Source organism: Methanobrevibacter acididurans (assembly GCF_046197875.1).
Taxonomy (GTDB): Archaea; Methanobacteriota; Methanobacteria; order Methanobacteriales; family Methanobacteriaceae; genus Methanobrevibacter_A; species Methanobrevibacter_A acididurans.
The window spans coordinates 1,249,798-1,266,390 of the sequence record NZ_CP166991.1; the positions used below are offsets into that span (position 1 = coordinate 1,249,798).

General features: G+C 27.9%; 11 protein-coding genes and 1 pseudogene. 1 reads left to right on the forward strand and 11 read right to left on the reverse strand.

Translation table 11 applies throughout. The features are described from left to right. Positions 1–153 precede the first annotated feature (153 nt). From ACA135_RS06160 to dph5, 3 genes are all read right to left on the reverse strand, one after another. On the reverse strand, positions 154–1,500 hold the full coding sequence (locus ACA135_RS06160; RefSeq protein ID WP_409197887.1) for a TIGR02710 family CRISPR-associated CARF protein: 1,347 nt from the start codon (positions 1,498–1,500) through the stop codon (positions 154–156). A gap of 250 nt (positions 1,501–1,750) precedes the next feature. Next, a complete protein-coding gene (locus ACA135_RS06165; RefSeq protein ID WP_409197888.1) occupies positions 1,751–2,161 on the reverse strand; it encodes a hypothetical protein in 411 nt (136 codons plus the stop codon). A 1,275-nt stretch (positions 2,162–3,436) separates the two neighbouring features. Then, positions 3,437–4,225, reverse strand: coding sequence for a diphthine synthase (gene dph5, locus ACA135_RS06170; RefSeq protein ID WP_409197889.1), 789 nt, complete (start codon positions 4,223–4,225; stop codon positions 3,437–3,439). Between the two features lie 271 nt (positions 4,226–4,496). Here dph5 and ACA135_RS06175 point away from each other — a divergent pair, with 271 nt between their 5' ends. Next, positions 4,497–5,558, forward strand: a complete 1,062-nt coding sequence (locus tag ACA135_RS06175) for a class I SAM-dependent methyltransferase (protein ID WP_409199096.1) — start codon at positions 4,497–4,499, stop codon at positions 5,556–5,558. A 9-nt stretch (positions 5,559–5,567) separates the two neighbouring features. On the opposite strand, the gene mtnA is transcribed toward ACA135_RS06175, so the two are convergent. The 8 genes and pseudogenes from mtnA to ACA135_RS06215 form a co-directional block, all read right to left on the reverse strand. Further along, on the reverse strand, positions 5,568–6,497 hold the full coding sequence (gene mtnA, locus ACA135_RS06180) for an S-methyl-5-thioribose-1-phosphate isomerase (RefSeq protein WP_409197890.1): 930 nt from the start codon (positions 6,495–6,497) through the stop codon (positions 5,568–5,570). 84 nt (positions 6,498–6,581) lie between these two features. Continuing rightward, the gene (locus ACA135_RS06185; RefSeq protein WP_409197891.1) at positions 6,582–7,487 is read right to left on the reverse strand and encodes a radical SAM protein; all 906 of its coding nucleotides are present in this window, start codon (positions 7,485–7,487) and stop codon (positions 6,582–6,584) included. Positions 7,488–7,753: 266 nt separating this feature from the next. Then, the gene (locus tag ACA135_RS06190; protein ID WP_409197892.1) at positions 7,754–11,428 is read right to left on the reverse strand and encodes a beta strand repeat-containing protein; all 3,675 of its coding nucleotides are present in this window, start codon (positions 11,426–11,428) and stop codon (positions 7,754–7,756) included. A 345-nt stretch (positions 11,429–11,773) separates the two neighbouring features. Continuing rightward, the gene (locus ACA135_RS06195) at positions 11,774–12,340 is read right to left on the reverse strand and encodes a methanogenesis marker 17 protein (protein WP_409197893.1); all 567 of its coding nucleotides are present in this window, start codon (positions 12,338–12,340) and stop codon (positions 11,774–11,776) included. Between the two features lie 40 nt (positions 12,341–12,380). Beyond that, positions 12,381–13,619 (reverse strand): methanogenesis marker 15 protein, encoded by a 1,239-nt coding sequence (locus tag ACA135_RS06200; RefSeq protein WP_409197894.1) that lies wholly within the window; start codon positions 13,617–13,619, stop codon positions 12,381–12,383. Positions 13,620–13,841: 222 nt separating this feature from the next. Next, positions 13,842–14,273 (reverse strand): annotated as a pseudogene (locus tag ACA135_RS06205) (methanogenesis marker 5 protein); the annotation flags it as partial. Between the two features lie 106 nt (positions 14,274–14,379). Continuing rightward, positions 14,380–15,858, reverse strand: a complete 1,479-nt coding sequence (locus ACA135_RS06210) for an IS1182 family transposase (protein WP_409197524.1) — start codon at positions 15,856–15,858, stop codon at positions 14,380–14,382. A 237-nt stretch (positions 15,859–16,095) separates the two neighbouring features. Continuing rightward, on the reverse strand, positions 16,096–16,593 hold the full coding sequence (locus ACA135_RS06215) for a methanogenesis marker 6 protein (protein ID WP_409197895.1): 498 nt from the start codon (positions 16,591–16,593) through the stop codon (positions 16,096–16,098).

The window sequence follows — 16,593 nt, forward strand, 5'->3', positions numbered from 1 at the left end:
GATTAATTTGTTTAAAAAAATCTTTTTAGCACAGTATAATAATTAACCTCCTATATATAATAATATATAAGACACCCATTAATTCATCACTCATATTATAAAAATAATAATATTTAAATTTTACTAAAAGATTCAAATAGAAAAAGTGTTAAATTAAATTTGGAATTTGGGAAAACTTCCTAATTTCATATAAACTTCAACATCAGAACATAAAAGTTTAGCATAATTAACAGAGTAATCATATAATTTTATAGCATTAATCTTGTTAATTGGACGTAAACCATGGGCTAAAACACTATTGTTACGTTTTTCAAGTTCACGTTGGACTTTATTATCTTTAATATAATAATTTCCTATTTCATCATTTAAGTATCTTAACATGTTAAAATCATTATACATTGCAAGGGTAAAAGTAGATTTAGAACTTGTGAAATTTTTAATATTTAACTTAGTTAAAATATCTTGATAATTTTCACTTGCATAATTTTTAAATGAATTTTTATTAATATCAAATTTAAAATTTCTAATTGAATCATTATCAACAATACCTAATTTGTTAAGTTTTAATTGAGCAACTAACTCCATAACACGATATAATCTTGCAACTGCATCATCATATTTACCTTCCTTAATACGACGATAAGCATTATTCAATAAATCTGGAAGATAAAAATAAATATTATCATTATTAAGATTGTTTTTTTGGGAAATTTTACGTTCTAAAAACATTTGATTGTTTTTCAACTGACTTAAAAATCCATTATGATCCTTTTCAAAACTAGTAACAACTGCTTTATCCTCATAGATTAAGTTTAATAAATCCTTCAAACATTTATCAAGGTTTATTTGTGAATTATCACAAGTTAATTTTATATTGAATTTATCCCAGGAATCATAAATATCAATAATTTTAATATATAAACTGGATAGTTTCTTTAAAAAAGGTTCTGTGAGTTTAGATTCTGCGGTTTTTAAATTTCTTCTTGCAGCTTGAAATTGATAATTATTAAAAAATTCTTTACCTCTTTCAAATTCATTTACTGCATATAAATCTAGGGGATTTTTTTGTTTTTTAATTTTTTCAAAACCATTTTTAACTATTCCTAAACCATTTTTATCTCGTCCATTTTCAGAAAAAGTTCCTACATAAGAATATTCAATGTTTTCTCCTACTGCTGCTAAGACTAAACCTGAAACCATAGGTTTAGTTCCTCCAGTAAAATCCATAACTACTTCAAAATTATTATGTTTTAATTCTTTTATAGCATGATGTGCTTTAAAATAAGATTCTTCTAAACTTTCGGGATTAACAATTTCTTTATATAATACTTCTCCATTAAATTTTGTTTTTTTAAGAACTTCTTTAGCAATTTTTAGTGTACCTTTAGAATGTAGGAAGTATACACAATCAGGTTTTAATTCTTTTATACAAGTTATTAGAGGTTCACTTGTTCCTCCAACACTTAAAATTAAAGCATTTAATCTATTATTTGTTTTCATTACCTTAAACACAACCCCATAATATGTTATTTTTTTTATATTAAATTAAAAAAAAGAGAGAGTATGATACCTATTTTTAATTATTTTATATTTATTATTTTTTTATTTAATAAAATATTTTATTTAAAAAAAGAGTTTTTTATATATTTAGATAATTGGTATTTAAAAAAAGATTTATAAAAAAGGAGATATATGAAAAATATTTAATTTATCTCCTTTTATTTATGTTTAAAAAAAAATTTTTTATGTTTTATCCTTCTTCATCAGGAGGAACGCTTTCACCAGGGTTAGAACCTGAACCTGAAGATGAACCTCCAGAACTGGATCCACCAGAACTAGAACCTGAACCTGAAGATGAACCTCCAGAACTGGATCCACCAGAACTAGAACCTCCAGATGAACTTGTTCCACTAGAATCAGAACTAGAATGGTGAGTAGTTCCAGATGAGCTAGAACCAGAACTAGATCCACTAGAACTTGATCCACTAGAACCACTATCTGCGGTGGTTGTATTATTTGTAGCATTAGTAATATTAGTGGTATTATTAGTAGCTGTGACATTTTGGTCTATTGATCCACTGAACATCATTGCAGCAGCACCTACACCTACTATTAATATTATAATCGCTAATACTAATATAATTAAATTTTCGGTTTTCATTAATATCTTAAATCCTATTTATTTTTATATAGTATTTATTTTTACAAAAAAAATATTTTAAAATTTTTTTGCTAGTGATAAAGTATTAGTTGTTTTTTTTATAAAAGTGTATTGGATGTTTGGTTTGTTTAAGTGGGAAGGTTTATATATGAGTTTTTTTAAATAATAAAAACGATGTGAATTAAACTTCATGTCTATTGGTAAATTTTAAAAAACAACCATTTTATAATCTCCAAAATTAGAATGGAAACCAATATTTTATTAAATCACGGGTATAATTATTAAATTAATTTATTTACATAATAAATCCTATAAACAATTACCTAAATATAAAAATAATAACAAAAATAAATTAAAAAGTTTAATTACTCCTAAAATAGTTATAAAAAATAAAAATAGTTATACCCTGCCTTCTTTTAAATTATTTTTTCTTACCTTATTATGGATTTTTTTAAGATAATGTGATAATTTTCTAATTTTAAAAATTTATCTATTGAACAAAAATTATTTTTTTAAAAATTACATTATAAGTATAAAGCAAAAATTTTATAAATGATAAGATTAATAATAAAAAACGATGTGAATTAAACTTCATGTCTTGGGTTAATAAAAATAAAACAACCATTTTATAATCTCCAAATAATATAAAAAATGGAAAAAAACATTTATTAAACCCTAAAAAAACAAAATTATCAAAAAAATAAATTTTTAGATAAAAAAATATTAAGGGATCACAAAAGATGAACTTAAATTACCTCAAACAATAAGAACAAAAACTTTTTACCCGTCCTTTAACTATTAAAAGATTATCTAAAAATTTAAATTGATAATTTATTAAGCTTAAAAAAAAATTATCCTTATTCTTAACATACTATTTTAAAAGAGAAAAATTGTATACAGCAAAAATTTTCTAAATTTTTAGGATAATAATAATAAAATATATAAATAATAACAAGAGTAATATTAATCATGGATTAAAATCCATTTGATGATTTAATGAAATAAAACCATTGAGTAATCTATAGGATTAAGCAAACTGTTTACTAAATTTCATTACAAAAAAAGAAAGAATAATATAAATTTTAAAAGAAAAATATATTTTAACTTTACTTATTAATGAAATGAGTAATAATTAGAAAATTTTTTTAAAAGAAATTTTTTGATTATAACTATAAAAAATTATTAGGAACTAACCACTGTTAAAATAAATTATTTAAAAAAAAATAATATTGTTCTTTCTTTTTTAATTTTTTTTAAAAAAAAACTTACTTTTTCTTAAACATTATCTAAGACTTCAGATGGTGCATCTGCTATTTCAACAAGATATTCTGCTTCTACTATATGTAATTTTGAAGGGATAACAATACAATGTAAAGGTCCACCAAAATCATAATCTATTAAGTTTTTAATATAATCAGCTTTAACTATATTATCTTCAGATCCTACACGTGCTATACCAATAGCTAAGGTATCAGGATTTATTAAGCCTTCACCTTGTTCATTATAAATTTTCATTAAATATTCTAATCCTTGATTAACTGTCATGTATCTATCTTTGTGTGCTTGAATATCTAATAAGACTAAGGTGTGGAAATCCATTTTAAGATTATTTTCAATTGCTTTGTATGGTGATTTAGGGAAGAAGTTTTCATCAGGGAATGGGATTGTTGTTACTTTTCCGAATTTATATGCTTGAAGACCACTAATTCCTGGAGCACTTGAAAGAATTGAAGATCCATGTATCACAGTATAAGGTATTTTCTTTTTATGAACTTCTACTAAGAAGTCAGAGTGGGTTGTTGCAATTAAAGGATCTCCTCCTGTTATTAATGCTACATTTAATGTTTCAGCTTCTTTTAAGAAAATGTTTTCTTCTTCTACTTGGTTACGGTTAAGTATTATTATTTTTTTACCTATGATTTTTTCAATATCTTTAAGATTGGAACCTATTAATTTACTTGTGAAAAATTCTGCATATATTTTATCTACTTTTTTCAGTGCATTTAATCCTTTAAGACTGATGTCTTCTACATTGAATAATCCTAATCCTATTAAATAAAACATTATTTCTTATTCTCCCACATATTTTTTTTATGATTTTTTTTAAGTAATTATTATGAAAATAAAATTAGTTAAATTAACTTACTATTAATAATATAAGTATTGTTTATATTTAATATTTATATAATGGATTATATTTATTAGATTTATTTTATAGTAATTTTCTAATAGAAATTCAAACACAAATAAACATTAGAATGAATGTTTAAATGGATGTTTTTTAATATAATACCTTGTTTAATTAATGCTTGTAATTGAATTATTAAGTGATATGATGAAAAGTTTAAAAGTAGAGTTACATCATCTAAATGATGTGCGTAAAATTATTGCAGAAAAAGAATTAATGAATATGAACTATAAAATCAAAACAGATAAAAATTACGGTTACATACCCATAAAAGAAATTGCCACTCCAACATTAATAGAAGAAATAAAAAACACTTTACAACTACCCGAATTAAACATCACCAATTGTGAAACAGAATTAGTAGCAACAAAACATTACCCTAAAAGTATAACTGAAGCACTAAAAGGAAAACTAAACCCTACAGAAATTGAAGAACTAAAAAAAAGTTTCGACACTATAGGAAACATTGTAATACTAGAAATACCCAAAGAATTGGAAAAATATAAAAAAACCATTGGAGAAGCAACATTAAACTTCACAAAAAGAACAAGTGTATATATGAAAAAAAGTCCAATAGAAGGAGTAACCAGAACAAGACAATTAGAACTTATTGCAGGGGAAAATAATCCTGTAACCATCCATAAAGAACATGGTACTAGATTAAAATTAGATGTTACTAATGTATACTTTTCACCAAGACTAGCAACAGAACGTAAAAGAGTATCCGATAATGTAAAAGAAGATGAAAAAATATTAGATATGTTCTGTGGAATTGGACCATTCCCTATAGTTATAGCTCATAATAAAAAATGTCAAATAACAGCTGTAGATATAAATGAATATGCTATAAAATATTTAAAAGAAAATATTAAGTTAAACAAATTAAAAGGAAGTATAAACCCTATATGTGGAGACATTATTGAAGTATCCGAAAATAATTTAACAAACCAAAAATTTGATCGGATAATAATGAATTTACCTGGATTAGCATATCAATTCTTAGATTTAGCAATAAAACATGTGGAAAATGAGGGAATAATAAATTATTATGAATTTAGTGATAATTTTGGACAAGGAATAGAACGTATACAAAAAGCAGCACATAAACAAAACAAAAATGTTGAAATCTTAGAAAATCGGAAAGTGAAAAGTAGTAGTCCTGGAATGTGGCATGTTGGTATTGATGCTAAAATAACTGAAAAAGAATAAAAAAAAGGTTTATAATGGTTTAATTATTCCTTCTTCAGTTATAATTCCTGTAATTAAATCTGAGGGAATGATATCAAAAGCAGGATTAATTACTTCTGTTCCTTTAGGACATATTCTGCATTTACCATAGTAACGTACTTCATCACCATCACGTTCTTCTATAGTAGTATCGAAAATATTTGCTTCTTTATCAAAGGTACTTAAAGGAGCTGCAACATAAAATGGAACATTGAAACGTTTAGCTGCAAGAGCAACCATAAGAGAACCAATTTTATTTATAACTCCACCATTGGCTATACGGTCTGCACCTATAACAACTTTATCAATCATTTTTTGACTCATTAAGTAACCTGATGCTACATCAGGGATTAATTTAACTGGAATGTTTTCTTCTTGCATTTCCCATACACTTAATCTTGCTCCTTGACCTCGTGGACGTGTTTCATCACATATAACATCTATTTTTTTACCTTGATTATGAGCAGATCTAATAACCCCTAAAGCGGTCCCATAATCTACACATGCTAATGCTCCAGCATTACAATGAGTTAAAATTGTATCTCCATCATCAATGATTTCTGAACCATATTTTCCAATATTTAAATTGGTTTCTATATCTTCATTATACATTTGTATTGCTTCTGTTAAAGGATTATCTGATTTAAGAACACGATTTACTGCCCAGAATAAGTTAATTGCAGTTGGTCTTGAAGCTTTAATTTCTTTTGCAGCAATTTCTAAATCAACACCTTCTTTATCTGCAAGTACCATACCAAATGCTGCTGCAACACCAATAGCTGGTGCTCCTCTAACTGTCATGTTTTTTATTGCTTGTATAACATCTTGGTAAGTATTACAATAAACATAAGTTAATTCATCAGGTAATTTAGTTTGATCTATAAGTTTTAATTTATTATTTTCCCATTCTAATGTTTTCATATTAATCACAGTTTAAGTTAAAAAAAATTATTGTAAATTAAGTATTTAAAAAAAAGATTAAAAAATTAAAAAAATTTTAATTATTTAGTAATGACTTTGTGGTGTTCTTCCAAGGTATCTATCTGAGCCATGTTTTCCTGGAATTCCATATGCATCAGCACGGCATTGAGTACATGCACGGAATACTGGTATTATTTCTTCTACTTCATCTCTTACTTTTTCCATCATTTCGCATCCAGGTCTTTCATAATCTTTCATTTTGTTTAATGGAATTAAAGGTAAGATATTCATTATTGATGCTCCTCGTGCTTTAACTTCTTTTGCTATGTCTACTATGTGTTTATCGTTTAATCCAGGTATTAGTACTGTGTTTACTTTAACAACTACTCCATCATTGGTGACTTTTTCTATACCTTCTAATTGGTTTTTGAGTAATATTTCTGCTGCTTCTTTTCCTTTGTATACTTGTCCTTCATATACTACAAATGAGTAAATATCTTTTCCTATTTCTGGGTCAACTGCATTAACTGTTACTGTTACTGAGTTTACTCCTAATTCTGCTATTCTATCTGCATATTTTGGTAGTAGTAATCCATTGGTACTCATACATTTTATTAGGTCTGGTTTTTCTTTTCCTATTTTTTCAAAGAATTCGAATGTTTCATCGTTTGCTAGTGCATCTCCTGGACCTGCTACTCCTACGACTGCTATTGGTCCTTCTTTTGTAACTTCTTTTACATGTTCTAATGCTTCATCAGGTTTCATTACACATGATGCTACTCCGGGTCTGTTTTCTTCTGTGTTGAGTGATCTTGTACAGAAGTTACATGCTATATTACATTTTGGTGCTATTGGTACGTGTGCTCGTCCTACTTTGTCATGTATTTTTTCATTGAAACAAGGGTGTGCTCTAGTTAGATGTGCAAATTTTGATCCATTGTGTTTTCCTTCTTCTATTTTTTTTCCTTGGTTTGGTTTTTTTGTTTCCATAAGTATCATGATCCCCATTTTTTTATTAATTTTTAATTTTTTTTCTTTTACTTTTGTTTATTTTTTTATTTTTTATGTATTTAAGTTTATGATTTTAATTTTTTTAACGTAATTATAGTTAGTATAAGGGTAAACTATTATATAAACTTAACTATTGTTATAATTTATTTTAATAAAAATATTGAAAAAAGTATTAAAAATGTTTTAAAAAAAAGAAAAAGAAAAAGAAGAAAATAATTTAAACAAAAATTAAGGACAAAAAATCCTTAACTTTCATCATCATCATTAATATCTTCTAAATCTCCATTTTTATTTGTTTCATATTCTTCCTCATATCTTCTTCTTCTCATAACAGAAGTAGAAGTAGTGGTTGCTTGAACATTAGATGTATTTGGAGTGTTGCTAGTAGATTCAGAATTTGCACTAGAAGATTCTGCATTACTAGATGCAACATTATTTGTTTGAGCATTAGCAGTAGCAGCGTTAGCAGCATTTTGAGCAACAGTTAAACCATTACGATCTAAACCATTTGCATCATAACCTGCTGCATTATATCCAGCAGCATTGAATCCATTTGCATCATAACCATTACTATCAAATCCATTACTATCTAAAACATTATTGGTACTATCGGTATTTACAGTAGAATCAGTAACACCATCATTATTAACAGTATCACTTACTCCAGAATCAATAACAACATCACTATCATCAGTAGGTGTATTATCATCCACATCAGTAGTAGTATCATCACTTGCATCTGAAGCTGGTGTTTCTATAATAGGAACACTATCATCATCTACAGGAGTATTAGTATTATCATCACCAATAACATTATCAGAACCATCATCTACAGGTACATCAGGTGTAACTGGAGTTTCAGGAACTACAGGTTCAGTAGGAGTAACAGGAGTTTCAGGTTCAGTAGGAGTTGTAGGTTCACTAGGAGTTGTAGAATCATCCTTATCACCCTCACTTTCACCAGGTTCAGTAGGAGTTGTAGGTCCAGTAGGAGTTTCAGGTTCATCAGGATCAGGTACTTCTTCAGCTTCATTTACAATTAAACTAGAAACATAAGAATCTAACATAAAGTAAATATTACCGAAAGGTAAACTTGCTTTAGGCATACCATTAGAAACATTTCCTTGAGTACTATTACCAGATTCATTATCTGTAGCATTCATACCAAAGTCAAGGGAGAAATCAGGAGTTACAGTATCATTTCCTAAACTAAATACAACAGTAAATACACCAGATTCATTAACAACTTCAACAGTAAGATAATTGTTTATAGTTATACCAGTAACATCACTATCAGTTACTGAATTATTACCCCACCAGTTAGAATCTGCATTATTATCAGATCCACCGTTAACGAATAATCCACCTTTTACATTATTGTAAATTCTATTATTATTAATAGTAATATTGTTGGAACCATCTAATTCAATTCCATAATATCCATTATTAGTAATTGTATTACCAATTATGTTAACATTATTAGAACCAAATGAGATAATACCAGTACCTTTATTATTACTAATATTATTATATTTAATGTTTCCATCTTTACAATTTGCAAGGTAAATAGCATTAGATGAAACTAATTTACCATTATTTGTTATAATAGAGTTAAGTATATTGAAGTCATTTACATTCTTTAAGTATATTGCATAGTAAGGTACTTTATTAATTTCCACATTTTCAATATTTAAATTGTTAATGTTTCCACTATTATCTGCAATTGCATATATTCCACTGTCACCAGTAGATGCAAGTTTTAAATTAGATAAGGTTACATCACTTATTTTATCATTACCTTTTGCTTCTAATCTAACAGCAGAGTAAGTAGCACTTATATTACAATTATCAACTTTAATGTTAGAACTAGTAGATATAGTTTTACTACTTTCATCATTAGAGTAAATGTATATTCCATAATTAGAAGCTTTAAGGTTACTGTTTGTAATACTTGAATCTTTAACATTAGCTAAGTAAATAGCATTACCTTTAGTAACATCAATATCTACATTATCAATATTAGCTGATCCTCCAATAATTTCAAGTCCATTTTTGAACATTCCATTAATGATTACATTATTAAACTTGGAATTTATAACATTATCAGCATATACTGCTTGGTTAAGAATTTTTTTACTTGATGTGAAGTTAGAATTTGATATGTATAATTGTTCTGTACCAATTGCATATACAAACCCATTAGTGTATTTGGTATTGTCAAAATTACTGTTACTTATAGTGACACTGTCACCATTATTACAGAATATTGCACTACCCATACCAGTAGAGGTTTCGTATAATCCATTGTTAGTAAAATTACAGTTATCAACAACTACAGTACCATTAGTACGTATAGCAGCTCCTGCATCACCAGCCATATTATTTTCAAAATTACTGTTATATATAAGTAAAGTTGCATCTGCACTATTTATAGCTCCACCACGAGAAAGACCATCACTTGCTCCAATATTATTAGCATTAGATAAAGTGTTTCCGAAGAAATCAGAATCTGAAATGGTTAAGTCTGAATTGTAAGCTCTTATAGCACCACCATAGGAATAAGCACTATTATATTTAAATTTTGAATTTGTAATACTACTCATACCTTTAGCATTTGAAAGATAGATTGCTCCACCTTGTGCTTGTTTATTAGTATTAGTTACACTGTTTTTGTAGAATGTAGTAGAATCAATAGTTACAGGATTAATAGAGTATATAGCTCCTCCACCAACTTTAGCAGTGTTGGTATTAAATTCAGAACCTGTAATAGTTAAACTACCAGCATTATAAATTGCACCACCATTATTTGCAGTGTTACCTGTAAAAGTTGAATCTGTAATGGTTAACTCATTATTATTATAGATTGCTCCACCATTACTGTTTACTTTATTATTAGTAAAAGTTGAACTTTCAATAGTTGCTTTACCAGTGTTGTAAACTGCTTCTCCATTATTATTAGTAAAAGTTGAATCAATGATACTTAATACACCATTATTATTGATTGCTCCACCATTAATAGTATTTTTAAAAGTTGAACCAGTGATAGTTGCATCTGCATCTTTTTGATTATTGATCACACCACCATTGTTTCCATTGTTACTATCAAATGTAGAATCAGTAATAGTTAAACTACCTAAATTGTAAATTACACCACCATTATTAGCTTTATTATTGGTGAATGTAGAACCAGATATAGTTAATACACCAGTTTTACTATTATATATTACTCCACCATAATTACCTGCATTAATGTTAGTAAAAGTACAATTAATTATATTAAGTAATCCATTGTTCCATGCTAATCCACCTTTATCTCTTCCATTAAAATTAGTAAATTGAAGATTTTCAAGGGTTAAACTAATATCTTCACTAATACTGAAATATCCACCATTACTTTGACTAATAGTTACAGTAGCATCAGGTGCTGCTGTTAAAGTTAAATCTTTATCAATGGTAGTTTTTCCATTAAGAACATAATTTCCACTAGAAATTATTATAGTAGAACCAGATTGAGCATTTTTAATTGCATCATTAATATTATTATAAGGATTATCTGAGGTACCATTACCATCTTGAGTATTGGATCCATCAACATAAACATTATTGGATTGATCATCACCTATACTAGATAATACTTCATTAGAATAAGCATTATTTGTATTATCTGTAGCTAAGACATTTCCACTTTGAGAATTAGAGTTATCATTAAGATTATCATTTACAGTACTTGATGTATTCCCTACATCGCTAATTTGAGTACTAGTAGATAAAACAGTGTTTGAGTCCCCTAAATCCCCATTAGTAGTACTAGGAGCATCCGCAGCAAAAGCAGAACCCATTGCCACAGCACACACCATACTAAGTATAAGCACAACACATATAGGAATCCATTTGTCTACTTTAGAGTTTTCACTTTTCACGATTTTCACCTCCTTCATGCCAAATTAAGATAAAAATTATTTTTGTAATTTGTGGAAAATTTTTTCCACTCCTTATAATGATAGATAATATGACATTACTATTATATAAATATATTCTATTAATAGCAAACAATTATAGAAAAACTAAAAAAAATAAAATTTAATATATGCATTAAATAGTCTTATTTTCCAAATAAAAACTTAAAACATAAATAAATAACTAAGAAATAGTTATTTAAATTTTTAAGTAAAATAGATTTTACTATTTAAAATAAAAATATTTTGAAAATCTTAAAGAAATTAAAAAAAGGATATTTTAAATAAAAAGAGAAGAATTGAAATTTTTTAATATAAATATTCTGTGTTTTCTAATTCCTCTATAAATTTTTGACAATGGTCAATCCATTTATCTTTGATAAGTTCATCTGTAGCAACTACTGCAACTATATCATTTTTAGACATATCTTTTATTATTTTAAATCCTTCAGGAACTATACGGAACATTGCATCATAACATCTTCTTTTAAGGTTTTCATATGGATTATCTATAACCCAATTATCTACTTCTTTTTTTCCAGATAATTCTATAATATATCTACTTGGTTGATGAACATTTTCTCTTCCTAATTCTTTCCATAATTTCTTTAAAATATTAGGTAAAAAATTTTCATCATTAATAGTTATTGTAGTTAAATCCTTTTCAGGATCATAAACTGAACTTGAAACTTCATTTAAATGTTTAGCTTTAGAAGTTTTCTTCATTTTCATTGCCATAATGAAAACTACTTCATTAGGATTTACGTATGCTTTTAAATCTGAGAGTGCAGGAGCTAATAACAAATCTTGTAAGATTTGTTTTGTTATCATTTCATAAACTTTTGCCCCTTCATGATCATTTGATTCAATTATCATAACTTAATTAACCTCCTCATAAAAAAATAAATAATTTTTTTTATTGTTGGTTTCTATTTCCCATTCCACTTACAAGTAAAGCAGAACCTACAGCACCAATATGTTGTGAGTATTCTGGCACTATAACATCTATTCCACCTAATGTTTCACTAACAGCTTTAACAAGTCCAGTGATTAAACTAGTACCTCCAACTTGTATTAATGGTTCTCTTATATCAATTTCTTGAAGTTGTTGTTCATAAACTTGTTCAGATACACTGTGACATGCAGCTGCAGCAACATCTTCTTTTGATCCACCTGCAGCAAGGGTTGTAACTAAATCTTGTATACCAAATACAATACAATAACTGTTTAATTGTGCTCTTCTATAATTTCCTTTAACAGCTAATGGTCCTAATTCTGTAATATCAACATCTAATCTTCTACTAGTCATATCAAGGAATCTTCCAGATGCTCCTGCACAAATTCCCCCCATAGTAAAGTTATCAGGTATTCCATCATTTACTGTAATAACCTTATTATCCATACCACCAATATCTAATACTGTTGCTTCTCCTTTTTGATGGCCTGCAAGGTATACTGCTCCTTTAGCATTAACACTTAATTCTTCTTGAACTAGTTCTGCATTTAATTTTTTACCAATAGTTAATCGACCATAACCAGTAGTTCCAATTCCATCAATATCATTCCATCCGTATCCTGAGCTTTCAAATGCTTCATCTGCAGCTTTATTTACAGATTCCATAATATCTTTAGTTAAAGTCCAACCTGTACCTATTACTTTATTATTTTCCATTAACACTGCTTTTGTTGTAGTTGAACCTGAATCTAAACCTAATGTTAATCCTTCTTGTTTTTCACGTGCAAGAATACTTCTTCTAGTTACAGTGGTTGCTAAAGCTTCCATACGTATGAAAAGTTCATCTGCTTTAGTTCTTTCAGTAAATGAGTAAGTTACAACTGGTATACGAGTGTTATCTTGTAAGTATCTTCTGATTTCATTTCTTACAAGTGCTGCTTCAGCACAACGGAAACAAGAAGCTACAAAAACAGCATCAGGTTTACATCGACCTTCAACAATACTAACTGCTCTTGCTATCATTAATTTTAAACTTGAACTTTGTGCTGAGAAACCAAATTTTTCATATGCTTCATCAATATAATCTAAATCTATTTCTGGAAGTATGATTTCTGCACCAAAAGTTAATGCTGCTTTTTCTATTTCTTTTTGTATCCCACTATATTCTGTACCACAGGATACTAATGCAATTTTAACCATTTAGTAACCTCCTTTAGATTTTAAAGATGCTACAAGATCATCTTTACTCACTTTTCTTTCTTCTTCAGTTTTCATGTGTTCTTCAGAAGGTGTTTCTTCATTATTATTTTGAGTTTTTGAACTTTCTAATGGTTCCTCTTCAAGATTGTCTTCAGTGCTAATATCTTGATTTCCAGAACTTTCAATTTGTTTAGATTTTTCTTTTAAAGCTTCTGGATTATCCAAACTGTCTAAAAATTCATTAACTTGATTAACCATATCCATTGCACCTTCACGACTACTAGGATATTCAAGTTCTAATTGCGGAATATCTTTTTTACGTAAACAGAAAATACTTAATTCATTAGTACGTTGACAACCAACACAACCAAACCCATAAGGTGCACCATCAACAAGTATTGCTGCTTCTGCTTCATCTATAAGAGGGCCTATAATTGCCATTCTTCCACGAACACCAGAAGGAACTTCAATTGCAGCATATTGTAATCCTTTAATAGGATCTTCTTCAGTAATATTCATTGGAGGAGAATCTATTTCTGGATCTTTAATTTTCTTTCTCATTTCTTTTTGTAAAGCTAAAGCTGTATGACCTTTTCTTTCTATTAAATCTGCTAATACTAAAGAGTTAGGGGGATAAATTGCTACTTTCACCATATTAAATCACACCATTTTTTTTATTAAAATCATTCTTTTATTATTTTTTTTCTTTTTTGAGGGTTGGCCATAAATAGTTTTTGATATTTTTTGGTATTACTTTTTTTTATTTTTCTGTGGTTTTGCATTTTAGGTTGAGTGTTGCTCCTATTTTTTCTATGAATTGGTTTATGTTGTCTGTTTCGTCATATGTGTTTTTGATTATGTGGTTTAGTCTTTTTAGGTTGTATGTTAGTGCTTGTAGTGCTAGTATGTGTTCTGTGTGTTGTATTCCTGTTGTTGGTAGTTCATTTATGTGGTAGTAGGTTTTGAGTGTTCCGAATGGTGCTTCTACTGTGCTTGATCTTTTTTTAAACATGGTTTTGTATTCTTTTGTTTCCATTTGTTTTTTCATTTTTAGGGCTGTGTTACTTGTGAATTCTGTTATTTGTCTTTGTGTTCCTTTGTAGCATTTTTCTTTATCCTGGCAGTCTTGGCATGCATTGTAGTTCCAGTATCTTCTTTCGATTTTATAAGGTTTTGTTTCATTTTCTAAGTAATGTTTGATTTCTTGTTGGAAAGGTAGTTCTTGTTTATTTGGGCAAATGTAAGTGTCTTTTTCTAGATCATGCTTGAAGTGGTCTTTATGGAATGGGTTTTCACTTAATCTTCCTGTGTTTTCTCGAGTTTGTTTTCTATCTGGTATTAGTCCTTTGATATTATTTTGTTCTAGGTATTGGAAGCTGGTTTCGGTGTGGTATCCTGTATCTGCACTTACATATTCTGGTTCATCGTTGATGTTATTTATTGCATTTTTCACTATTTCTGGTAATTCATAATGGTCTGTTGGTTTTTGTGAAACTTTTACTGCACAAATAAGTTTGGAAACGGTGTCTACAGCGCTTTGAACATTGTATGCGACCTCATTTAATCCTTGTTTATTATGCATCCAACGAGCTTCAACATCGTTTACAGGTACTGTATTTTGACCGGACATCTTTATTTGGGTTTGTAACTCAAATAGTAATTCTAATTTATCTTCATTGTTTAAATCTGTTCGTTCAATCAATTTACGTGCTGGACGTGGGAGTTTTTTAATTTTCTTATTAGGTAACTTTAATCCACTATAATACTGAATTAAAGTATTAATGTCCTTTTCATGTAAAACATTAAATTTAGAGTTGTATGCTTTTTTAATAGTTCCATCGATGGATATATGCTTAAAATCTGTGATTCCTAATTCATTTGCAAAAAGTAAAGTACTTCCAATAAAAACATTAAATAAATAACCATAATCACGGATGAATCTTCGAATACTTCTTTGAGAAGGTTTAATTCCATTAGAAACATATAAATAAATTTTATGATACTTAGCATGATCTTCTATAACTTTAGAACTAGTAACACCCTCATTAAAAGCATAAATAATTAATTTAAACATTTCACGAACCGGTAAAACAGGCCTACCCTTTCCTCCCATGTTTTCTTCAACCTCTAAAACTGGGAAAAATTCATCAACAAAACGCACAATAAAACGAGAAAGATGATCCTTAGGAATATCATCATCTAAACGCTCCAATTTAAAACTAGATTGTTTAATATCCATAACTAACACCAATAAATTAATAATACTTAATATTAATATATTTAACTACTAGTATATAAATATAACTATTTAAAAACACTTAAAATAAAAAAATAAACACAAAAAATTAATATAAAACAATACCACTAAAATAAAACACATTAAAAAAAATTAACACCCAAAAATGACAACAAAAATAAAAAAAACATGAAAAATAATAACTTAAAAAAATAAAATAAAAAAAAGTATTACAAAAAATTAAAAAATCGATTTTTGGCCAACCCTCTTTTTTATTGATTCATTAACAATACTTTTAAATTCATCAACATCAATTGGTTTAGGTTTAACTATTTCAACAGGTCTTGGATTCTTTAATGCTTCACCAACATAATCCAAAAGTTCATATTCTCTTTCTAATTGGTGAAAACCTTCACGAGGACCTAAACGATGCCCTCTACAACGACGTGGGTCACCTGGTGCGAATCCACGATCTTTTGTAAAAATGTTATATGGATCTAATTTACGTATTTCAATAATTGCTTTTTTAACATCTTCTTTTTTCCCACTAACCATTGCACCATAACAGGTTTCTTTTATTGTGAGTGGTAATCCAAGTAAATGTAATTCACTTGTTAATTCACTTTCACTAACATTAGCTCGTGGTCCAAGAATAATCATACGATTTACAACTTCAGGATCTAAATCTTCAGAATCTAATTTTGGACTCATAGTAAGATGTGCTTCTGCTTCTTTCAT